The sequence below is a fragment of the Shinella sedimenti genome (assembly GCF_022601905.1).
Classification (GTDB): domain Bacteria; phylum Pseudomonadota; class Alphaproteobacteria; order Rhizobiales; family Rhizobiaceae; genus Shinella; species Shinella sedimenti.
Map to the genome: position 1 here is coordinate 89,594 of NZ_JAKVIN010000001.1, position 22,332 is coordinate 111,925.

Annotated in this window: 19 protein-coding genes and 1 tRNA gene; 12 read left to right on the forward strand and 8 right to left on the reverse strand. The window is 62.2% G+C overall.

Annotation, left to right across the window (positions count from 1 at the left end; all coding sequences use genetic code 11):
• Positions 1-38: 38 nt before the first annotated feature.
• The 4 genes from MKI86_RS00445 to MKI86_RS00460 form a co-directional block, all read right to left on the reverse strand.
• On the reverse strand, positions 39-3,857 hold the full coding sequence (locus MKI86_RS00445; protein ID WP_241595705.1) for a vitamin B12-dependent ribonucleotide reductase: 3,819 nt from the start codon (positions 3,855-3,857) through the stop codon (positions 39-41).
• A gap of 730 nt (positions 3,858-4,587) precedes the next feature.
• Entirely contained in the window at positions 4,588-5,085 is a 498-nt protein-coding gene (gpt, locus tag MKI86_RS00450) for a xanthine phosphoribosyltransferase (protein ID WP_134649223.1), read from the reverse strand.
• A gap of 123 nt (positions 5,086-5,208) precedes the next feature.
• Positions 5,209-6,051 carry a universal stress protein gene (locus tag MKI86_RS00455; protein ID WP_241595708.1) on the reverse strand — a complete coding sequence of 281 codons (843 nt, stop codon included), beginning with the start codon at positions 6,049-6,051 and terminating at the stop codon, positions 5,209-5,211.
• 64 nt (positions 6,052-6,115) lie between these two features.
• A complete protein-coding gene (locus MKI86_RS00460; protein ID WP_241595711.1) occupies positions 6,116-6,871 on the reverse strand; it encodes a competence/damage-inducible protein A in 756 nt (251 codons plus the stop codon).
• Positions 6,872-7,037: 166 nt separating this feature from the next.
• On the opposite strand from MKI86_RS00460, the gene wrbA reads away from it, so the two are divergent.
• From wrbA to MKI86_RS00480, 4 genes are all read left to right on the forward strand, one after another.
• Entirely contained in the window at positions 7,038-7,637 is a 600-nt protein-coding gene (gene wrbA / locus MKI86_RS00465) for an NAD(P)H:quinone oxidoreductase type IV (protein WP_241595714.1), read from the forward strand.
• A 179-nt stretch (positions 7,638-7,816) separates the two neighbouring features.
• A tRNA-Leu gene (locus MKI86_RS00470) sits at positions 7,817-7,901 on the forward strand.
• Between the two features lie 158 nt (positions 7,902-8,059).
• Positions 8,060-8,809, forward strand: a complete 750-nt coding sequence (locus MKI86_RS00475) for a cytochrome c biogenesis CcdA family protein (RefSeq protein ID WP_241595717.1) — start codon at positions 8,060-8,062, stop codon at positions 8,807-8,809.
• Positions 8,810-8,850: 41 nt separating this feature from the next.
• On the forward strand, positions 8,851-9,813 hold the full coding sequence (locus MKI86_RS00480) for an AEC family transporter (protein WP_241595720.1): 963 nt from the start codon (positions 8,851-8,853) through the stop codon (positions 9,811-9,813).
• On the opposite strand, the gene MKI86_RS00485 is transcribed toward MKI86_RS00480, so the two are convergent.
• On the reverse strand, positions 9,781-10,989 hold the full coding sequence (locus MKI86_RS00485; RefSeq protein WP_241595723.1) for a UbiH/UbiF family hydroxylase: 1,209 nt from the start codon (positions 10,987-10,989) through the stop codon (positions 9,781-9,783). The genes MKI86_RS00480 and MKI86_RS00485 overlap by 33 nt on opposite strands.
• 248 nt (positions 10,990-11,237) lie before the next feature.
• Between MKI86_RS00485 and pcsA the strand changes: the two genes are divergently transcribed.
• From pcsA to MKI86_RS00515, 6 genes are read left to right on the forward strand one after another with little or no spacing between them, the layout of a single operon-like run.
• On the forward strand, positions 11,238-11,963 hold the full coding sequence (gene pcsA, locus MKI86_RS00490) for a phosphatidylcholine synthase (protein ID WP_241595724.1): 726 nt from the start codon (positions 11,238-11,240) through the stop codon (positions 11,961-11,963).
• A gap of 18 nt (positions 11,964-11,981) precedes the next feature.
• Positions 11,982-12,953, forward strand: coding sequence for a quinone oxidoreductase family protein (locus MKI86_RS00495; protein ID WP_241595727.1), 972 nt, complete (start codon positions 11,982-11,984; stop codon positions 12,951-12,953).
• Positions 12,954-13,000: 47 nt separating this feature from the next.
• The gene (locus MKI86_RS00500) at positions 13,001-14,575 is read left to right on the forward strand and encodes an ABC transporter ATP-binding protein (RefSeq protein WP_241595729.1); all 1,575 of its coding nucleotides are present in this window, start codon (positions 13,001-13,003) and stop codon (positions 14,573-14,575) included.
• Positions 14,565-15,659, forward strand: coding sequence for an ABC transporter permease (locus MKI86_RS00505; RefSeq protein WP_241595732.1), 1,095 nt, complete (start codon positions 14,565-14,567; stop codon positions 15,657-15,659). Before MKI86_RS00500 ends, MKI86_RS00505 begins: the two co-directional genes overlap by 11 nt.
• Positions 15,659-16,579 (forward strand): ABC transporter permease, encoded by a 921-nt coding sequence (locus MKI86_RS00510; RefSeq protein WP_241595736.1) that lies wholly within the window; start codon positions 15,659-15,661, stop codon positions 16,577-16,579. The genes MKI86_RS00505 and MKI86_RS00510 overlap by 1 nt, the downstream gene beginning before the upstream one ends.
• A gap of 53 nt (positions 16,580-16,632) precedes the next feature.
• Positions 16,633-17,703: a BMP family ABC transporter substrate-binding protein gene (locus MKI86_RS00515; protein WP_241595739.1), complete on the forward strand. Its 1,071-nt coding sequence runs from the start codon at positions 16,633-16,635 to the stop codon at positions 17,701-17,703.
• A 117-nt stretch (positions 17,704-17,820) separates the two neighbouring features.
• On the opposite strand, the gene hspQ is transcribed toward MKI86_RS00515, so the two are convergent.
• Positions 17,821-18,153 carry a heat shock protein HspQ gene (gene hspQ, locus MKI86_RS00520; protein WP_241595742.1) on the reverse strand — a complete coding sequence of 111 codons (333 nt, stop codon included), beginning with the start codon at positions 18,151-18,153 and terminating at the stop codon, positions 17,821-17,823.
• A gap of 155 nt (positions 18,154-18,308) precedes the next feature.
• Here hspQ and MKI86_RS00525 point away from each other — a divergent pair, with 155 nt between their 5' ends.
• Together MKI86_RS00525 and MKI86_RS00530 are read left to right on the forward strand one after the other, a co-directional pair.
• On the forward strand, positions 18,309-19,262 hold the full coding sequence (locus MKI86_RS00525) for a coiled-coil domain-containing protein (RefSeq protein WP_241595744.1): 954 nt from the start codon (positions 18,309-18,311) through the stop codon (positions 19,260-19,262).
• A gap of 127 nt (positions 19,263-19,389) precedes the next feature.
• Complete coding sequence (locus MKI86_RS00530) at positions 19,390-20,424, forward strand: TAXI family TRAP transporter solute-binding subunit (protein WP_241595746.1); 1,035 nt, start codon at positions 19,390-19,392, stop codon at positions 20,422-20,424.
• Positions 20,425-20,514: 90 nt separating this feature from the next.
• On the opposite strand, the gene glnA is transcribed toward MKI86_RS00530, so the two are convergent.
• Positions 20,515-21,924 carry a type I glutamate--ammonia ligase gene (gene glnA, locus MKI86_RS00535; protein WP_241595749.1) on the reverse strand — a complete coding sequence of 470 codons (1,410 nt, stop codon included), beginning with the start codon at positions 21,922-21,924 and terminating at the stop codon, positions 20,515-20,517.
• 62 nt (positions 21,925-21,986) lie between these two features.
• Positions 21,987-22,325: a P-II family nitrogen regulator gene (locus tag MKI86_RS00540; RefSeq protein WP_003515720.1), complete on the reverse strand. Its 339-nt coding sequence runs from the start codon at positions 22,323-22,325 to the stop codon at positions 21,987-21,989.
• Between the last annotated feature and the right edge of the window lie 7 nt (positions 22,326-22,332).

A 22,332-nucleotide genomic window follows, 5' to 3' on the forward strand; every position in this document is an offset into this window, starting at 1 on the left:
AGAACCGGCGCGCTTCCGCCCCGGTCATGGGTGTCAGATCAGGAGCAGCCGCTTGTTGCGCCGCAGGTATCGCACTTCTCGCAGGTGCCGTTGCGCACCATGGTGAAGTTCTGGCACTCGGAGCACATGTTGCCAGTATAGCCTTGAGCAATCGAGCGCATGCGGCGTTCGGCTTCGAGCTTCTTGGCATCGGCCTTCGCAGATGCCGCTTCGGCTGCGGCCTTGTCGGAGAAGAGGGCGGTTACGCTCTGTTCGGCTTCTCCGGCGACCTCTTCCGCGATCTCCTCGGCGAGGTCGGCCGCGCGCTCCTCGTAATCGCGCTTGAAGGCGACGATTTCGTTGGTGGAGATCGCCACGGTCGGCTCGATCTTGCGCGCGGCGCTGCCGGCGAAAGCCGTCACGTTGCCGGTCGCGGCTGCCTTTGCCGGAGCGGCAGTCGCCGCACCCTTCGGTTCGCCGAGCTGGCGCTCGCCCGACTGGCCGCCCTGGATGAGCGTCGGCTTGTGGCCGCGCGTCCAGCCGGTCGAGAACGGGTTGGTCTTGCCTTCCTGGATGCCCTTGCCGAGCGCCGTGTTGGAGAAGTCAGACTGGTCGACATGCGCGAGGTCATGGCGGCCGAGATAGGACACGGCGAGTTCGCGGAACACGTAGTCGAGGATCGAGGTCGCATTCTTGATCGCGTCGTTACCCTGAACCATGCCGGCCGGCTCGAATTTGGTGAAGGTGAAGGCCTCCACATATTCCTCGAGCGGCACGCCGTACTGGAGACCCAGCGAGATGGCGATGGCGAAGTTGTTCATCATCGCACGGAAGGCGGCACCTTCCTTGTGCATGTCGATGAAGATCTCACCGAGGCGGCCGTCACCGAACTCGCCGGTGCGCAGATAGACCTTGTGTCCACCAACGACAGCCTTCTGGGTGTAACCCTGGCGGCGGTTCGGCAGCTTTTCGCGGTCACGCACGACACGCTCGATGATGCGCTCGACGATCTTTTCCGTGACCGTGACGGCCTGTGCGGCAGCGGGGGCTGCAACCAGCGCCTCGATCGCGTCGTCCTCGTCCTCTTCATCCTCGATCAGCGAGGCGTTGAGCGGCTGGGAGAGCTTGGAGCCGTCGCGGTAGAGGGCGTTGGCCTTCAGCGCAAGCTTCCACGAAAGCATGTAGGCGTTCTTGCAGTCCTCGACGGTCGCCTCGTTCGGCATGTTGATCGTCTTGGAAATCGCGCCCGAGATGAAGGGCTGGGCGGCCGCCATCATGCGGATGTGGCTTTCGACCGAAAGGTAGCGCTTGCCGATCTTGCCGCAGGGGTTGGCGCAATCGAAGACGGCGAGGTGCTCCGCCTTCAGGAACGGCGCGCCTTCCAGCGTCATGGCACCGCAGACGTGGATGTTGGCAGCCTCGATCTCCTTCTTCGAGAAGCCGATATGCTCCAGAAGGTTGAAGGACATGTCGGAGAGCTGCTCGTCGGAAACCTTGAGGGTTTCCTTGAGGAAGTCGGCGCCAAGCGTCCACTGGTTGAAGGCGAACTTGATGTCGAAGGCGGCCTTGAGGCCTGCGCTGACCGCTTCGATCTTCTCGTCGGTAAAGCCCTTTGCCTTCAGCGAGCCGGGGTTGACGGCCGGCGCCTGATTGAGGTTGCCGTGGCCGACGGCATAGGCCTCGATCTCGGCGATCTGGCTTTCGGAGTAGCCGAGCGTGCGCAGCGCTTCGGGAACGGCGCGGTTGATGATCTTGAAGTAACCGCCGCCGGCCAGCTTCTTGAACTTCACCAGCGCGAAGTCGGGCTCGATGCCGGTCGTGTCGCAGTCCATGACGAGGCCGATCGTGCCGGTCGGCGCGATAACGGTCGTCTGGGCATTGCGGTAGCCGTGCTTTTCACCGAGCGCGACGGCCTTGTCCCAGGCAGCCTTGGCATGAACGATCAGCGTCTGGTCCGGGCACTCGTCATGGATGAGGGCGACCGGGTTGACGGAGAGAGCCTCATAACCGGTGGTTTCGCCATAGGCGGCGCGGCGGTGGTTGCGCATGACGCGCAGCATGTTGTCGCGGTTCGGCTCGAAATTCGGGAACGGACCGAGCTCGCTCGCCATCTCGGCGGAGGTCGCATAAGAGACGCCCGTCATGATGGCGGTCAGTGCACCGGCGATGGCGCGGCCTTCCGTCGAGTCATACGGAATGCCGGAGGACATCAGCAGGCCGCCGATATTGGCGTAGCCGAGGCCGAGCGTGCGGTACTCGTAGGAGCGTTCCGCGATCTGGCGCGAGGGGAACTGCGCCATCATGACCGAGACTTCCAGCACGATGGTCCAGAGGCGCACGGCGTGTTCGTAATCGGCAATGTTGATGTTCTTGGTGGCCGCATCCTTGAACTGAAGCAGGTTCAGCGAGGCGAGGTTGCAGGCGGTATCGTCGAGGAACATGTATTCCGAGCACGGGTTCGAGGCGCGGATCGGGCCCGCGGCCGGCGAGGTGTGCCAGTCGTTCATCGTCGTGTTGAAGTGCAGGCCCGGATCGGCGGACGCCCAGGCGGCATAGGAGATCTGCTCCCAGAGGTCACGCGCCTTCAGCGTCTTCATGACCTTGCCGTCCTTGCGGGCGGTCAGGTTCCAGTCGTAGTCATTCTCTACGGCCCGCAGGAAGTCGTCCTTGAGCGAGACGGAGTTGTTGGAGTTCTGGCCGGAGACCGTGAGGTAGGCTTCCGAATCCCAGTCCGTGTCGTAGGTCTTGAACTCAAGGTCCTTGTAGCCCTGCTTGGCGAACTGGATAACGCGCTTGATGTAGTTTTCCGGGACCTGGGACTTCTTGGCTGCGCGGATTTCGCGCCTCAGCGCCGGGTTTTCAGCCGGGTCGTAGCAGCGGTCGCCTTCGGCCGAGCAGTTGACGCAGGCCTTCATGATGGCCTTCAGGTGACCGGCGACGATCTTGGAGCCGGTGACGAGGGCCGCGACCTTCTGCTCTTCCTTGACCTTCCAGTTGATGTAGGCCTCGATATCCGGATGGTCGATGTCGACCACGACCATCTTGGCCGCACGACGCGTCGTGCCGCCCGACTTGATGGCGCCGGCTGCCCGGTCGCCGATCTTCAGGAAGCTCATCAGGCCGGAGGAACGGCCGCCGCCCGAAAGCTTTTCGCCTTCGCCGCGCAGATGCGAGAAGTTGGAGCCGGTGCCCGAGCCGTATTTGAAGAGGCGGGCTTCACGCACCCACAGGTCCATGATGCCGTTCTCGTTGACGAGATCGTCCTCGACGGACTGGATGAAGCAGGCATGCGGCTGGGGATGCTCGTAAGCCGACTTGGACTTGGTCAGCTTGCCGGTGAAGGGGTCGACATAGAAATGGCCCTGACCGGGGCCGTCGATGCCATAGGCCCAGTGCAGGCCGGTGTTGAACCACTGCGGCGAGTTCGGTGCGACGCGCTGGGTGGCGAGCATATAGGCGAGTTCGTCCTTGAAGGCGGCGGCGTCTTCCTCGGTTGCGAAGTACTTGCCCTTCCAGCCCCAGTAGGTCCAGGTGCCGGCGAGACGGTCGAAGACCTGGCGCGCATCGGTTTCCGAGCCGAAGCGCTCACCCTCGGGGAGCGCCTTCAAGGCTTCGGCGTCCGGCACGGAGCGCCACAGGAACGACGGTACGTCGTTTTCCTCGACCTTCTTCAGGCGCGCGGGCACGCCAGCCTTGCGGAAGTACTTCTGGGCGAGGATGTCGGCTGCGACCTGGCTGAACTGCTGGGGCACATCGATATCGGCCAGCCGGAAGACGATGGATCCATCCGGGTTCTTGATCTCGCTGGTGGCCTTGCGGAACTCGATGTCCGCATAGGCCGATTGGCCCGGTTTGGTGAAACGACGTTCTATACGCATTGTCCGTTGTCCTCTGTGCCGCATCCTGTCGCAAAACAGGGCAAAAATATCCCCGCCAGGCCGCAATATCCCTGCAGCCAGCCCCGATCTTCCAGTCCGTATGGGAAACCCGATTTGATCTCGGGTATTCCTGTATCTTGTGCTTATTCTGGCTGCAAACGCTAAATATAGTATTAACAGTTTCTTTATGCCAGTGCTTCAGGGAACTTTGGCGCACCAGAAAAAGGACGCGAAAATACCCTTGTGGCGAGCGGATATTCCGCCCGGCCACATGCGCATCCAACGCGATTTCGTGATGAGAACCGACCTCGTGACTTACGGTTCAGGCGCCGCCGCAACCTTGGTTCTCATTAACCCCATCTGCCTGATTCTCGTCAAGGGCTGGTTTGTGAACGAAGTTTGAACCCTATATCTTGTGCCATGCGGCTGTGGAAAATGGGGACAGAGCTCAACGCCTGATAACTCAGGCGGTTCCGGCCAAACGGGCAGGGCAGCCGATACACCGCTGTGGAAAACGAGAAAAAATGAGGGGTAAAAACACGGGGCATTATCCCGGTTCGGACTTTTGGGAATGGTCATCCCGGCCGCTCTGTGATCCGTGGATAAAGTGATTCTGTCTGCCGCCCTTCCAGCCGTCCGCCGGCAAGGAAAAGCCGGCGGCATAAGACATATGCGCCGGCTTGGAAGGGCTGGTGCACCGCGCATGGCGCGGCTCAAGAGCGGCGGCGTGTCAGCCGCGCGAGCCCTTGGCAATCGGTTCCTGGTACGTGAAACCCATATCCCAGGGAAAATAGATCCAGGTGTCCTGGCTGACCTCGGTCACAAAGGTATCCACGAGTGGACGGCCTTTCGGCTTGGCGTAGACGGCTGCGAAATGCGCCTTCGGCAGCATGGCGCGAACCTGTGCAGCGGTCTTGCCGGTATCGGTGAGGTCATCAACGATGAGGATGCCTTCGCCGCCCTGTTGGGTGAGCTCCGGTGAAATTCCCTTCAGAACGTGCATTTCCCCTTGCGAGACATAGTCGTGGTAGGAGGCGACGCACACCGTCTCAATGAGGCGGATGTTGAGCTCGCGGGAAATGACCGCAGCCGGCACGAGGCCGCCGCGCGTAATACAGACGATCGCCTTCCATTCTCGGTCGCCGTCGGCCAGGCGCCAGGCGAGGGCGCGCGCGTCGCGGTGAAACTGGTCCCAGGAAACGGGAAAGGCTTTGTCGGGCAGCGACATGACGGGCTCCTGAACGGCGGAAAAAGAAGATTCCACCTCTCTACTGCAAACCTGACCCCAAGAAAATCGGCGGCAGACCCTCGTCAGCCGCCGATCCACAGGCAAGTCATCGCATTCAACGGGTCAGCGCGACATCAGCGTCGGCACGCGGGCATCACGCATCAGCGCGCTGGTGACACCGCCGAACAGTCGCTGACGCAGCCGCGAGTGACTGTAGGCACCCATGACGATGAGGCCGGCGTCGATTTCAGTGGCGCGATGATTGAGCACATCGGCCACCGATCGGCCCTCGGAAGCACCGGAGGATACCGTCGCCCTGACACCATGGCGCGCCAGGGTGGAGGCGAGTTCGGCGCCGCAGAAATCGCGCGACTGCATGGAGGTCTCCGGCGGATCGATTGCGAAAATCTCGACCTCCTTGGCGGCGGTCAGGAAGGGCAGGGCATCGAACACGGCGCGGGTCGATTCACGCGAGCCGTTCCAGGCCACGAGCACACGCTCGATCGGGACGGGGCCTGCCGGCGCGTTGGAGACAAGATAAAGAGGGCGACCGCTTTCATAGAGCAGGTCCTCGATATCCTCGCGGGCCGGGCCATCCATGTCCGGGTCGAACTGCGCGGCAAGCACGATGTCGGCACTGCGCGCGCTGTCGATGACACCCGCGGAGGCGTATCCGGCCGAACCGGTAAACAGCCGCCATTCATAGGAAATATCGTCACGCTCGCAACGGGAACGGAAGGCTTCCTCCACCGCGCGGGACTGTTGCTGTGCCCTTTCCTGCAATTGCAGGACGGCATTCGGATCGGGATATTCCATCGGTGCGATCAGCGTCACGACGACGGGCGCTTCCGCGTGAATGCCGATGACGTGGCCGCCCGTGCGACGCGCAAGCGCAAGGGCATGATCCGTCACCTTGCCGGCGTCTTCTGCGGTGCTCAGCACCGCGACAATGGTCTTGTAGGTCATTTCGGCCTCCTATCTGGTTCGCTCGAAATCTGCGCCCGCAATACAGCCAGAACCTTGATCAGGATCAAGAAGCTGCCTTGCCGGCAGCAATTTCGGCGATCATCGCCATTATATCACGTTCGGCGGCCTCGGCGGGGGCCTCTTCTCGGCTGCGAATGACGATTTCCGTCGAGAACCGGTTTTCGGAAAAGCGCGGATAGGAACCGATGCTGGTCTCTGGATGGTTCTTCTGGATGGCCGCGAGCGCGCTGCCGATATCGCCCTCGCCAAAGGGCGACGCGACGGAGCGCGACAGCATGGGAACGCCCCCTTCCAGCTTAGGAATGATCGTTCCGAGCATGGCGGTGAAGACCTGGGGAACGCCGGCCATGACATAGACATTGCCGATATTGAAGCCAGGCGCAGTCGAGACTGCGTTCTCGATGTGGACCGCCCCTTGCGGCATGCGCGCCATGCGCTGGCGGGCCTCGTTGAACTCCACGCCGCGCCGTTCGTACATCGCGCCTAGAAGCTGCATGGCGAGCGGATCATGCAGGCACGGTACGCCGAAGGCCTTCGATATCGCGTCTGCCGTAATGTCGTCATGCGTCGGACCGATGCCGCCGGAGGTGAAGACATAGGTATAGCGAGCGCGCAGCGCATTGAGCGCCTCGACGATGGCATCCTCGTCGTCGCCGACGATGCGCACCTCCTTGAGGTCGATGCCGGCGAGGAACAGTACGTCGGCGAGCTGGCCGATATTCTTGTCCTTGGTGCGGCCTGACAGCAGTTCGTCACCAATAGCGAGCATGGCGGCGGTGGCGACAGACGTGGAACTCATGGTGATGTCCTGAATTTCGGATGGAAACCCAACCGGGCGGCGGGTATTGTCAACACTGGGTGAACAGTCTGTCGACCCTGCGGGTTGTGACGCTGTCACATCGAAGTGCTACATCCAAGACGACACCGCGATCAAGCGGAAAGCCCTTTTCGAACAGGAGACGACAATGGCGAAAGTACTGGTTCTTTATTATTCGGCCTACGGACATATCGAAGCGATGGCGTATGCCGTGGCGGAAGGCGCAAAGTCGGCCGGCGCCGACGTGACCGTCAAGCGCGTTCCGGAACTGGTTTCCGAAGAAGTCGCCAAGGCATCCTACTACAAGCTCGACCAGAAGGCCGAGATCGCCACGGTCAACGAACTCGCTGACTACGATGCCATCATTGTCGGCGCCGGCACGCGCTTCGGCACGGTTGCTTCGCAGATGCGCAACTTCTGGGACCAGACGGGTGGCCTGTGGGCTGCCGGCAAGCTCGTCGGCAAGGTCGGATCGGTCTTCACCTCGTCGGCCACGCAGCACGGCGGCCAGGAATCGACGATCCTCGGCTTCATCCCGACCCTTCTCCACCACGGTCTGGTCGTCGCCGGCCTTCCCTATGCCTTCCAGGGCCAGATGGGCGTCGACGAAATCAAGGGCGGCTCGCCCTACGGTGCCTCCACCATCACCGACGGCGACGGTTCGCGCCAGCCTTCGCAGGTCGAACTGGATGCCGCCCGCTTCCAGGGCGCCCATGTCGCGAAGCTCGCGGCCAAGCTTTCGGCCTGATGTTCTCCTGAAACATCGCTGAATAAGAGGGTGCGGCCAGCGTCAGCGGCCGCACCCTTTTTGTTTTCCCGTAACAGGGCAATGCCTCTTTGCCGAATGGCAACGGGAAGCGAAATTTGCAGATATTCGCGCCGAGCGGAGCTTCCAATGTCGCCCCGGCATGGTATTGGAAGCGCAATGCGGGCGTGGCGAAACTGGTAGACGCAAGGGACTTAAAATCCCTCGGCCTTGGCTGTGCGGGTTCGATCCCCGCCGCCCGCACCAGTTTCCTGAACCTGTCCGACTTCGCCCAAGACATTTCGCCGCGTTCTCCAAAAGGTGATTGGCAGGGCGGGGGTGCGGCGGCTATCAGGAGGCATGTTTGGAGGCTTGAGGGGTGTCGCGCGGCTTGGCCGTCTTGCCCCGGCCTTGCGGAGTAGCCTGTGTCGATTGCCGATATTTCCCTTCTGAGCGCACTGCTGGCCGGAGCGCTTTCGTTCCTCTCGCCCTGCGTGCTGCCTCTGGTGCCGCCCTATCTCTGCTACATGGCCGGCATTTCCGTCGAGCAGTTCAAGGGCGCTGATGCGGTCGCCGTCCGGCGCGATACGCGCGGAGCGGTGCTGCTCGCGGCCTTCTTCTTCACGCTCGGCTTCGCCACGGTCTTCGTGGCGCTCGGGGCAGGTGCCTCGACCATCGGCATGGTGCTGCGCCGGCATCTCGACATCCTCGCCCAGGTCGGCGGCGTGATCATCATCCTGATGGGCCTTCATTTCCTCGGCGTGCTGCGCATCGGGCTCTTTGCCCGTGAGGCGCGCTTCCAGGGCGGCGGCAAGCCGGCGACGGCATCGGGCGCGTATCTGATGGGCCTTGCCTTCGCCTTCGGCTGGACACCCTGTATTGGGCCGGTGCTGGGCGCCATTCTCGGCGTGGCGGCAGCACGCGAAACGGTCGGGGACGGTGCGGCGCTGCTTGCCGTCTACTCGCTGGGGCTCGCAATTCCGTTCTGGATCGCGGCCAGCTTCTCCGGCGCCTTCATGCGCTTTCTCGTGCGGTTCCGCCGTCACCTCGGCACGGTGGAGAAGGTCATGGGTATCCTGCTCATCCTCACCGGACTGGCCTTCATCTTCGGCTATATCAGCGCCGTTGCCATCTGGTTCCAGCAAACGTTTCCCATTCTCTCGCAAATCGGCTAGTTCGGGGCATCAGCCTCAGCACGCGGGATTGGGCGACAGCCATGGCGGACATCATCGGACTGGTTTTGCCGTTCTTCGGCATGATTTTCCTGGGCTATGTCGTCGCAAGGATCACGCGCCAGCCGATCGAGGCGTTGGGCTGGCTCAACACCTTCATCATCTACATCGCGCTGCCGGCGCTGTTCTTCAAGCTCGTGGCGAATACGCCTATCGAGCAGCTGACGCGGATCGATTTCATCCTCGCCAATGTCAGCGCCACCTATCTGGTTTTCGCACTCATCTTCGCCGCCGGCCTGCTGTTGCGTCGCGCAACGACGGGGGAGGCGACGATCCAGGGCCTTGCGGCCGCCTATGGCAATATCGGTTATATGGGGCCGGGACTGGCGCTGCTGGCCTTCGGGGAACCGGCGGCCGTTCCCGTGGCGCTCGTCTTCTGCTTTGAAAACATGCTGCATTTCTCGATTGCGCCGGCCCTGATGGCGCTCGGTGGCGGGGAAAAGCAGCCGGCGCACAGGCTCGCCGCAGGCGTTGCGCGCCGGATCGTCACCCATCCCTTCATCATCGCAACGGCGGCCGGCTTTCTTGCCGCCTTCACCGGTTTCGAAGCGCCGGCACCGCTGCAGCGCTTGATCGACTATCTGGCGCAGGCCGCCGCGCCCTGCGCGCTTTTTGCCATGGGCGTCACCTTGGCGCTGCGGCCCTTGAAGCGGGTGCCGGTCGAGATCGGCTACATCGTGCCGGCGAAGCTTATCCTGCTGCCGGTGACGATGTATCTCATGCTCGGGCTCGCGGGGAGTTTCGATCCGGTCTGGGTCTATACGGCGGTGCTGCTTGCCGCCCTTCCGACCGCGACCAACGTCTTCGTCATCGGCCAGCAATACGGCGTGTGGCAGGAGCGGGCATCCGCGACCATTCTCGTGACGACGGTGCTGTCCGTCGCGACGGTCACGGCGCTTCTCTACCTCATCAAATCAGGCCTGCTTCCGCCCGACCCGTTCCCGTAAGCCGTCGCGAAACGCCTTGAGCGAACCGAGTGGCTCGATGCCTTCTCGCATGACCACGCTGCGGAGTGGGCCGATGGTCGAGAGCAGGTGAAGGCCGGCCGAGCGGAGAAACTGCACAGGCAGGAAATCCGACAGCAGCGAACGATTGAGGAGATCGACGCTGAGCGTACGCGAACGCACATCCGCCTGGCGCTTGCGGTCGAAACGCGCGCCGATCGCGGCATCGTTCGCCGTCTCCAATGTCTTCAGCAGGTCCTTGAGGGCCATGATATCGCGCAGGCTGAGATTGAGGCCCTGCGCGCCGATCGGCGGGAAGGCATGGGCGGCTTCGCCGATCAGCACGATACGATCCTTGCCGAAATGGTCGGCGGTCATGCCGGACAGCGGGAAACTCTGGGCGCCTGCCTCCACCGAAACCTTGCCCAGCATGGACTGCATGCGCTGCTCGACGGCGACGCTCAGGTCTGCGACGGGGAGGGCGGCGAGCCTTGCCGCTTCCTTCGGCGGCAGCACCCAGACAAGGCTGGAGCGATCGCCGGGCAGGGGAACCTGGGTGAAGGGACCGCTCTCCGTGTGGAACTCCGTAGAGATGTTGCCGTGTGGGCGGTCATGGGCAAAATTGAGCACGAGCGCCGATTGCGGATAGGACCAGGCGCGCACGTCGATGCCCGCGCTCTGGCGGACAAGCGATTGCCGACCGTCGGCGCCGACGACCAGCGAGGCCATGGCACGCTCGCCGTCATCCAGCATCAGTTCGACGCCGGTTTCGAATATGCTGGCAGCCGTCACGCCGTTCTCGATCCGCACGATGCCTGCGTTTTCAGAAATCTTGCGGTCAAGTACCGCAAGGAACGGGGCGTTCGGGATGTTGTAGCCGAAGGCGGCAAGGCCGACTTCGCCGGCGCGGAATGCAACAGGCGGCGCGCGCAGCAGGCGCGTGGTCCCGTCAAGGATCTGCATGGTTTCCAGCGCCGCGGCGTGTGGGGCGATATCGTCCCACAGCCCGAGCGTCGTCAGGAAAGCGATGGACTGGTCCATAAGTGCGGTCGTGCGGCCATCCGGCTTGCGGGCGGGCGGTGCCACCAGCGCGACACTGCGGCCCGAGTCGGCGAGCGCCAAAGCGGCGAGATTGCCGGCAAGACCGGCCCCGACGATGGCGATATCGAATTGTCTCATGACCGGCCTCCGCAGCGCGACGCGATTACCCACAGATTTTGCTGGGCTTCTATCCCGCAAGACTAGGCCGGCAAAGAGGCAATTTCCATGGGATGAATCCGCGCAGGCCGCAAACGGCGCGCAAAGGCCGGGATTTTCACTGGCGATGGCGGGCAATCAATGCATATTACCTGACGTGACCGCACAGGAGGGCGCGTTCGGCACAAGACGAACGCGTGACAAAGCCCCAGGATGGACTGCGACCGGCAATGAAGTTTTTCAACTACAAGCGCGTGCCCTACGCGGAAATCCGCGCCTTTTCCGTTCACATCCTGACGGCATCCGGTTCTTTCCTGGCCTTTCTCGGCGTTGTCGCCGCAGCGGAGCACCGCTTCGTCGATATGTTCTGGTGGCTGGGCCTCGCACTCCTTGTCGATGGCATCGACGGCCCGATCGCCCGCAAGGTGCGCGTCAAGGAAGTGCTGCCGAACTGGTCCGGCGATACGCTGGACAATGTTATCGACTATGTGACCTATGTGCTGCTGCCGGCCTTCGCGCTCTACCAGAGCGGCATGATCGGCGAGCCGTGGTCCTTCGTGGCGGCCGGCGCCATCGTGGTGTCCAGCGCCATCTATTATGCCGACATGGGCATGAAGACCGACGAATACTTTTTCTCCGGCTTCCCTGTGGTCTGGAATATGGTGGTTTTTACGCTGTTCGTCATACAGGCGAGCGAACTGACCGCGTCGATCATCGTCTTCGTTTCCGTCTTCCTGACTTTCATGCCGATCAACTTCCTGCACCCGGTGCGGGTGGAGCGGCTGCGTAACGTCAATCTCGCTGTTTTCTTCCTCTGGGCACTGCTGAGCGGTTATGCGCTGCTCCTGCATTTCGCATCGCCCACGTGGGTCGTGTGGGGCGTGGTCGCGACGGGACTCTATCTCTATGTCATCGGCGCCGTAATGCAGGTGTTCCCCCGTCTCGGCCGTCGCTAGAAAGCAAGGAAGCATGCCATGACCAAGGCGATCGTCATTCGCAGCCTGGGTGGACCGGAGGTGCTGAAGCTCGAGGATGTCGCGCTTGAGGCGCCAGGTCCGGGCGAAGTACAGATCCGGCAGGCGGCCGTGGGCCTCAACTTCATCGATGTCTATTTCCGCACAGGCCTCTACAAGACGGACCTGCCATTCATTCCCGGCAAGGAGGGAGCGGGCATCGTCACGGCGCTGGGCGAGGGCGTGACGGAGTTCGCCGTTGGTGACCGCGTAGCCTACGGATCGTCCGACGGCGCCTATGCCGCAGAACGCAATGTCGCGACGCGACATCTCGTGCGGGTGCCGGACGGCATTTCGCTGGAAACGGCGGCAGCCATGATGCTGAAGGGCATGACCGCGCAATATCTGCTTCTCCAGACGTATCAGGTGAAGCCTGGCACCGTGATCCTCTTCCATGCTGCGGCAGGCGGCGTCGGCCTGATCGCGGGGCAATGGGCAAAGGCACTGGGCGCGACCGTGATCGGCACGGCAGGTTCGCAGGCCAAGATCGATCTCGCACTCGCTCATGGCTACGACCATGTCATCGATTACGGCAAGGAAGATTTCGCCGAGCGCGTGCGGGAGTTGACGGACGGCAAGGGTGTCGACGTGGTCTACGATTCCGTCGGCAAGGACACCTTTCCGAAATCGCTGGATTGCCTCAAACCGCGCGGCATGTTCGTGAGCTTCGGCAATTCCTCCGGCCCGGTCGAGGCCTTCAACATGGGACTGCTTGCGCAGAAGGGCTCGCTCTTCGCGACGCGCCCGACATTGTTTGCCTATATTGCCACGCGCGATGCACTCGATGCATGTGCAAACTCGCTGTTTGATATTGTGCAAAGCAACAAAGTGCGTATCAATATTAATCAGACTTATCCGTTGGCGGACGCGGGGCGCGCGCACACGGATCTGGAAACAAGAAAAACGAGTGGAACGACACTGCTCATTCCCTGACCGCCCGGACGGGCATAAAGGCTGGGATCGCAGGAAAGAGGGGCAAAGTGCCAGCCGTTGGATCATCCGCGGGCGGACCTTTATTGGCCGTGCGCAGCCTGACAAAATTGTTCGGTTCGTTTGCCGCCTGCAACGGCATCGACCTCGAAATCCAGCCCGGTGAGATCCATGCCCTGCTGGGCGAGAACGGTGCGGGAAAATCGACGCTCGTGAAGATGCTTTTCGGCGTTCTGGCACCGACCAGCGGCGAGATCGTCTGGAAGGGCGATTCCGTGCGCATCCCGAGCCCCGGCGCCGCCCGCCGTCTTGGCATCGGCATGGTATTCCAGCATTTTTCCCTGTTCGAGGCGCTGACGGTCGCCGAAAACATCGCGCTATCGCTGAGCCCAGGCATATCGCTGTCGAAGGTCGCCGAGGAAGCATCGCGCCTTTCGCATCTTTACGGCCTGCCGCTCGATCCAAAGGCGCATGTTGCGGATCTCTCGGTTGGGGAGCGCCAGCGCATCGAAATCGTGCGCGCCCTGCTGCAAAACCCCGAACTGATCATTCTCGACGAGCCCACGTCCGTCCTAACGCCGCAGGAGGCTGACAGGCTGTTTGAGACACTCGACAAGCTGAAAGCTGAAGGGCGTTCCGTTCTCTATATCAGCCACCGGCTGGAAGAGGTGCAGCGTATCTGCGACCGTGCGACCGTGCTGCGCCATGGCAAAGTGACGGGCGCCTGCGACCCCCGCAAGGAAACGCCGGCTTCGCTCGCGCGCATGATGGTTGGCAGCGATGTCGCCTCGGTGAGCACCGCCGGCACGAACACCAAGGGTGACGTGCTGCTGGAGGCGCGCCATCTGAGCGTACCCGCGCGCACCCCCTTTGCAGTCGCGCTCAAGAATGTCTGTCTCAAGGTCCGCGGTGGCGAAGTGCTGGCTATCGCCGGTGTTGCCGGTAACGGGCAGGGCGAGCTTTTTGACGCGCTTTCCGGTGAATATCCCGCGGCGGACGCCTCCGCCGTTTTCATCCGCAACAAGCCGGCCGGCAATCTCGGCATTACGGCGCGCCGCCTGATGGGGGCGGGCTTCGTGCCGGAGGAACGCCATGGCCATGCGGCCGTGCCGTCGCTGCCGCTATCGGACAACCTTGTTTTGGCGCGCAGCCAGTCCGACCGGCGGACCTTCCTTGGCGGTGGCGTGCTTGGTATCATCAAGCACGCGGTCGTGCGCCTCGCATCACGGCGCATTTCCGAGACGATGGACGTACGCAAGAGCGGTGACGATCCGGCGGCCGGCTCGTTGTCGGGGGGCAATCTCCAGAAGTACATTGTCGGCCGCGAACTCGACCGCCAGCCCGCCGTTCTGATCGTCAATCAGCCGACTTGGGGCGTCGATGCGGGAGCGGCAAGCCGCATCCGCCAGGCGCTCGTCGATCTCGCAAAATCCGGCTCGGCCGTGCTCGTCATCAGCCAGGATCTGGACGAGATTTTCGAGGTTGCGACCGAGATCGCCGTGATCAGCGAGGGACGCCTGTCGGATGTCTATCCGGCCCACGCGCTGACGCGCGAAAAGATCGGCCTTCTGATGGGTGGAATGTACGGCAAGACGGAAGGCGAAGAGGTTGCCCATGCGCATTGAACTCGAACGACGCGCCAACCCGTCCCTGCTGTTTTCCGTGATTTCCCCGTTTCTGGCGCTGGCGCTGACGGTGTTTGCGGGCGGCATCATGTTCGCGCTGCTTGGCAAGGACCCGGTTTCGGCACTCTACAGCTTCTTCATCGAGCCACTACTCGACATCTGGTCGCTGCACGAAATCGCCATCAAGGCCGCGCCTCTCATCCTGATCGGCGCGGGTCTTTCGGTGTGCTATCGCTCCAACAATTGGAACATCGGCGCCGAGGGGCAGTTCATTGCCGGCGCGATTGCGGGCGCCATCGTGCCGGTCGTCTTCCACGACTGGCATTCGTCGCTGGTTCTGCCGCTAATGCTGATTTTCGGCATGATCGGTGGTGCGCTCTATGCGTCCATACCCGCCTTCCTCAAGGCGCATATGAACACCAACGAAATCCTGACGAGCCTGATGCTGGTCTATATCGCCCAGCTCTTCCTCGACTGGCTGGTGCGCGGTCCCTGGCGCAGCCCGGATGCCTACAATTTCCCGGTTAGCCGCGATTTTGCGCCGGAGGCAATCCTGCCTGAACTCGTGTCCTCCGGGCGCGCCAATCTCGGTTTCGTCTTCGCCTTCGTCGCTGCCGTCGGCCTGTGGATCATGATGCGCTATACGCTGAAGGGCTTCGAGATTACCGTGCTTGGCCAATCCGAACGGGCAGGCCGCTTCGCCGGCTTTTCCTCCAGGCGCATGATCTGGTTCTCCATGCTGCTTTCCGGCGCGTTTGCCGGACTTGCCGGGATTTCCGAAGTCAGCGGCGTCATCGGCAAGCTCCAACCCGTTATCTCGCCCGGCTACGGCTTCACCGCCATTATCGTTGCCTTCCTTGGTCGCCTCAATCCGCTCGGCATCATCGCCGCCGGCCTGTTCCTGGCATTAACCTATGTCGGCGGCGAGGCCGTGCAGCTGACGCTCGGTGTCTCCGACAAGGTCACGCGTGTTTTCCAGGGTCTGCTCCTGTTCTTCGTGCTCTCCTGCGATACGCTGATCCAGTACAAGATCCGGCTGGTGTTCTCCCGGTTCCGCCAGACCACCGAAGGGGGAGCGCACTGATGGGTATCGTCGAAGCCATCCTCCTGACGGTCGTCACCGCCGCCACGCCGCTGGTGCTCGCCTCGCTCGGCGAGCTCGTGTCGGAGCGGGCGGGCGTGCTCAATCTCGGCGTTGAAGGCATGATGGTGATGGGGGCGGTGCTCGCCTTTGCTGCTACGCAGGCCACCGGTTCGCCCTATGTCGGCATTCTCGCGGGCATTGCGTGCGGCGCGCTGTTTTCGCTGCTTTTCGGCTTTCTGACACTGACGCTCGTTGCCAATCAGGTGGCGACCGGCCTTGCGCTGACCATTCTCGGCCTTGGTATATCCGGGCAGATCGGTGAGCCCTATGTCGGCATGTCCGGCATCAAGCTCCAGCCTATCGCCATTCCGCTCTTGTCCGATATCCCGTTCATCGGAGCGGTGCTTTTCAAGCAGGACCTGATCTTCTACCTGTCCATTGCGCTGGTCTTCGGCGTGAACTGGTTCCTTTTCCGCAGCCGGGCAGGGCTCAAGATCCGGGCGATCGGCGACAACCATGCCTCGGCGCATGCGCTTGGCATCCACGTCATCCGCACGCGCTATCTGGCGGTCATGTTCGGCGGAGCATGCGCGGGTCTCGCCGGCGCGCAGCTATCGCTCGTCTACACGCCGCAATGGGTGGAGAACATGTCGGCCGGGCGCGGCTGGATCGCGCTGGCGCTTGTCGTCTTCGCCTCCTGGCGGCCGTGGCGGCTGCTGGCCGGCGGCTATCTCTTCGGCGCCGTCTCCATCAGCCAGTTGCACGCGCAGGCGCTCGGCCTCGGCATTCCCTCGCAATTCCTGTCGGCTCTTCCCTATGCCGCCACTGTTATCGTACTAATCCTGATATCGCACAACCGGCGCATGACGCTGATCAACACGCCCGCCTGCCTCGGCAAGCCATTCGTGCCCGATCGGTGATGAAGAACAAGAAGACGGGACACAACCAATCCAACCCACCTACAGAGGATAAAATGAAGAAAATCATTCTCGCTCTCACAACATCGGCCGCCGTTCTCGGCTTCGCCGCTGCCGCCAGCGCCCAGGACAAGACGAAGATCTGCTTCATCTATGTCGGCTCCAAGACCGACGGCGGCTGGACGCAGGCGCATGACATCGGCCGCCAGGCGCTGCAGGACCACTTCGGCGACAAGATCGAGACGCCTTTCCTTGAAAACGTACCGGAAGGCCCGGATGCCGAGCGCGCGATCGAGCGCATGGCCCGCTCCGGCTGCGCGCTCGTCTTCACCACGTCGTTCGGCTTCATGGATGCGACGATCAAGGTTGCAGAAAAATTCCCGGACGTGAAGTTCGAGCATGCAACCGGCTTCAAGTCGGCCGCCAACGTCGCGACCTACAATGCGCGTTTCTATGAAGGCCGCTACATCCAGGGTGTGATTGCCGCCAAGCTGTCGCAGAAGGGCCTCGCCGGCTACATCGCGTCCTTCCCGATCCCGGAAGTCGTGATGGGCATCAACTCGTTCGTCCACGGCGCCCAGTCCGTGAACCCGGAGTTCAAGGTCAAGGTCATCTGGGCCAACACCTGGTTCGACCCGGGCAAAGAAGCCGATGCCGCCAAGGCGCTCGTCGACCAGGGCGTCGATATCCTGACGCAGCACACCGACACGACCGCGCCGATGCAGGTTGCCTCCGAGCGTGGCATCAAGGCCTTCGGCCAGGCCTCCGACATGATCAAGGCCGGCCCGGAAACGCAGCTGACCGCCATCGTCGACACCTGGGGCGCCTACTACATCAAGCGCACCCAGGCCGTTCTCGACGGCACGTGGAAGTCCGAACAGATGTGGGACGGCCTGAAGGACGGTATCCTCACCATGGCGCCCTACACGAACATGCCTGACGACGTGAAGAAGCTGGCGGAAGAGACCGAAGCGAAAATCCGCTCCGGCGAACTGCACCCCTTCACCGGCCCGATCAAGAAGCAGGACGGCTCGGACTGGCTGGCTGATGGTGCTGTTTCGGACGACGGCACGCTTCTCGGCATGAACTTCTACATCGCCGGCGTGGACGACCAGCTGCCGAAGTGATCGTATCGATCACCTCAAAAGCAGAAAGGCGCTCCGGTGGAGCGCCTTTTTTCGTCTGAAGCTACCGTGACATACCTTTCGGAACGTCACGTTCGGCCTCGCAGCCTGCCGGAACGGCTAGTGGAAGATACCACTCTGTTCCTTCCACCTGTAGTGGCCTTCATCGACATCCATCAGCGCGCGGACCTGCGGATGGCGCACCGGCTTGCCGCTGTCGTCCGCGACCAGATTCTGTTCGGAGACATAGGCGACATATTCCGACTCGTCGTTTTCCGCGAAGAGATGGTAGAACGGCTGATCCTTTGGCGGGCGGATTTCCGCAGGAATGGCGTTCCACCACTCGTCCGTATTGGCGAATTCGGGGTCGACGTCGAAGACCACGCCACGGAACGGGAAAACCCGGTGGCGGACAACGTCGCCGATGGCAAATTTTGCATGACGCATCTTCATGGCGTACCTACCTTTCTCCTTATATTTGGGTAATTGTGCTAAAACATCAATAGTTCCAGTCGAATGCGATGCGCGTTCGGAACAAGGCAGTGCTGCTTGCGCCTGCTCCGGTTTCGGCGTACCTCCAAAAGACGGCGTCAAGCGGATCGTAATGCATGAACAATCAATGGGGCAGAAGCAGCGGCGGAGCGACCGGAGGCGGTAGCGGCATTGGCGGCATTCTGTTCGCATCGGTCATCTGCCTGGCGCTCGGCGGCGCTGCTGGTTACGGCGCGTTCCGCGCCATGTCCGGCGCCCCCTCCGAAAGCGCCCTCGAAGACCGCGACCGGCGCATTGCAGATCTGGCCGATGAAAACGATGCCCTGAAGCGCCAGCTCGATGCGTTGCGCGCCGATGCCAGCCGATCCGACCCGGCGGAGAGCGCGGAAAACGTGCGCCTGGCACAGGAGATCGTTCCAGGACTTCAGCGCGAACTGGAGCTTGCGGGGCAAAAACTCGCCGAGGCCGAACGGCTGCGGAAGGACACCGAAGCGGCTGCAACCAAACGCGCCCGTGAGCTTGACGAACGGGCCGGGCAAATTGCGCAGCTCGAAAAGGCGATCGAGGAGGCACGCATCACGCAGGCGGCCAACCGGAATGCCGAGACCGAACGCCTCGAGGCCGAGGCGGAGACGTTGCGCCGAGAACTTGCGGAGGCCGAGCAGGCCGCCAAAACGCTTCGCACCCGGGAACTGCCCGACCTGGTGGCTGAAATCGCCCGCAAGAATCAGGAGATCGCGACGCTAACGGCCAACAACGCCGCCCTTGCGGAGAGGATTGCCGCACTGGAAACGGCCACCCAACAGCAGATCCCGCAACAGGCGGATGACAACGGTGCGCGTGATAACGCCAAGCCTGCCGACGGCCGCAGCCCCCGCAATGCCGCGCTGGTGGCACAGGTCATCGAGAAAACGCCGGGGCTAGACCGGCTGACGGGCGCGCAACGCACGCAACTGGAACAGACACTCGTTTCCGGAGAATGCGTGACCAATGCCCTTGGCAGCGTGCTGAACCGTGTGCCTATTTTGGCGCTTCGCGGCCTGATGCGCGACCTCGACAGCGATTGCTAGGCGTTTCCGGCGAAGGTGGATATGGTTTCGCTTTCGCAGGTCGTGAAGAAAACTCTATGAGGCGTTTTTCGTCCTCAGGAAAAGCCTGACCTGCGGGGGAAATGCCCGCTCACGGAAGGAGATTTGCATGAAGCGATCAGTTCTGGCGGCCGCGCTCGGCCTTGCCCTATCGACGGGAACGGCATCTGCCCAGGAGTTCGAGCGCAGCATCATGACCGGGGGGCCGCAGGGCACCTATATCAAGATCGGCCGCGACATTGCCGCACTCGGCGCCGAGTGCGGACTGAAGCTGAACGTCGTGGAGAGCGCCGGGTCGCTTGAGAATTTCGTCGGTGTGCGCAACCGCCGCAACACGCAGTTCGGCATCGTCCAGAGCGACGTGCTCGAATATCTGAAGACCTTCGAGGCGAACGATCCCGAGGTGCAGAAGGCCGTGAAGGGCGTGCGCATCATGTTCCCGCTCTACAACGAGGAGATCCACGTGCTGGCGCGCAAGGACATTGCCGGCGTGAAGGACCTCGCCGGCAAAAAGGTCGCCGTCGGCAAGAAGGATTCCGGAACCTTCCTGACTGCGACGCTGGTGATGGATATTCTTCAGGTGAAGGCGGGCGAGCGGGTCGATATCAACCCGGACGAGGCGCTGCCGAAGCTGCTTTCCGGCGAGATCGACGCGTTCTTCTATGTCGCCGGCGCGCCGGCAGCGCTGTTTTCCGGCAACACGATCGACAAGGCGAAATTCCACCTCCTGCCGATCACCGAGGCGCCGCTGCTTGCGACCTATACGCCCTCGCGCATAGAGGCCGGAACCTATTCGTTTCAGGATCAGCCTGTTGATCTCGTCGCGGTGAAGGCCGTGATGATGACCTATGACTACGACGTCAAGCGTAACGCCTATCATCGCGACAGCTGCAAGACCGTCGCCGACTTCTCGAGCCTGATCGTCGGTGGTCTCGACAAGCTGAAGGCGACGGGGCATCCCAAATGGAAGACCGTCGACCTGACGGCGCTGCCGCCGGGCTGGCAGGTCGGTGTCTGCGTCAAGGCCGGCATGGCGCTGGACTACAAGCCGGCCTGCAAGCCGCAAGCAGGCGCGGCAACCGGCGCCACGGACGATTCGAACGAGGAATATCTCAACCTCCTCAAGCAGCGGCTGAAGCCCTGACCGCATTGCAGACCAACAAAAAACCCGGCCATTGGCCGGGTTTTTCGTCTTGGGAGGCCTCCCGCCCGAAGGCGGGAGGAACAGCGACGATCAGGCGGAGTAGTACATGTCGAACTCGACCGGGTGCGGCGTCATTTCGAAGCGCATGACTTCCGCCATCTTCAGTTCGATATAGGCGTCGATCTGGTCGTCGTCGAAGACGCCGCCGGCCGTGAGGAACTTGCGGTCCTTGTCGAGGCTTTCCAGAGCTTCGCGCAGCGAGCCGCAGACCGTCGGGATCTTCTTCAGTTCCTTCGGCGGCAGGTCGTAGAGGTCCTTGTCCATGGCCTTGCCGGGATGGATCTTGTTCTTGATGCCGTCGAGGCCAGCCATCAGCATGGAAGCGAAGCCGAGGTAGGGGTTGCCGAGCGGGTCGGGGAAACGGATTTCAACGCGCTTGGACTTCGGGCCCGTGCCGAACGGAATGCGGCACGATGCCGAGCGGTTGCGTGCCGAGTAGGCAAGCAGAACCGGTGCTTCATAACCCGGGACGAGGCGCTTGTAGGAGTTCGTCGTCGGGTTGGTGAAGGCGTTGATCGCCTTGGCATGCTTGATGATGCCGCCGATGAAGTACAGGCAGGTTTCCGACAGGCCGGCATATTCGTCGCCAGCGAACTGCGGCTTGGCGTCCTTCCAGATCGACAGGTGGACGTGCATGCCCGAGCCGTTGTCACCGAAGATCGGCTTCGGCATGAAGGTTGCCGTCTTGCCATAGGCATTAGCGACCTGGTGCACGACATACTTGTAGATCTGCACCTTGTCGGCACTGCGGACGAGCGTGTCGAACTTCACGCCGAGCTCGTGCTGGGCGGCAGCCACTTCGTGGTGCTGCTTTTCGACGGTGACGCCCATTTCCTTGAGGACGGTCAGCATTTCGGAACGCATGTCCTGGCAGCTGTCGACCGGCGGAACCGGGAAGTAGCCGCCCTTGACGCGCGGACGATGGCCGAGGTTGCCGGTCTCGTAGTCGGTGTCGTCGTTGGAGGGAAGCTCCGACGAATCCAGCTTGAAGCCGGTGTTGTACGGGTCGGCCTTGTACTTGACGTCGTCGAAGACGAAGAATTCAGGTTCCGGACCGGCATAGATGGTGTCGCCGATGCCCGATGCCTTGAGGTAGGCTTCGGCCTTCTTGGCCGTGCCGCGCGGGTCGCGGTTGTAGGATTCGCCCGAGACCGGATCGAGAATGTCGCACATGACGACGAGGGTGGACTGCGCGAAGAACGGGTCGATGTGAACCGTTGCGGGATCGGGCATCAGCACCATGTCGGACTCGTTGATGGCTTTCCAGCCGCCGATCGAGGAACCGTCGAACATGACGCCGTCGGCGAACATGTCTTCATCGACGCAGTCGATGTCCATCGTGACGTGATGCAGCTTGCCGCGCGGGTCGGTGAAGCGCAGGTCGACGAACTTGACGTCGTTGTCCTTGATTTGCTTGAGGATGTCATTGGCAGTCGTCATGTGTGTAGTCCCTGTGTGAGATGACGAGGTTATGAAAGCCCGGGCCGGACGGCCAGGCGGGATTAGATGGCGTCGACACCGGTCTCGCCGGTGCGGATGCGGATGACTTCTTCGACATTGGAGACGAAGATCTTGCCGTCGCCGATGCGGCCGGTCTGAGCGGCATTGCGGATAGCCTCGATAACGGCCTCCGCATTCTCGTCGGCCAGAACGACCTCGACCTTCACCTTGGGCAGAAAGTCGACAACATATTCGGCACCACGGTAAAGCTCCGTGTGCCCCTTCTGGCGTCCAAAGCCCTTCGCCTCGGTGACGGTGATACCCTGCAGGCCAACTTCCTGAAGGGCTTCCTTCACCTCATCGAGCTTGAAGGGCTTGATGATCGCTTCGATCTTTTTCATGAGAAAA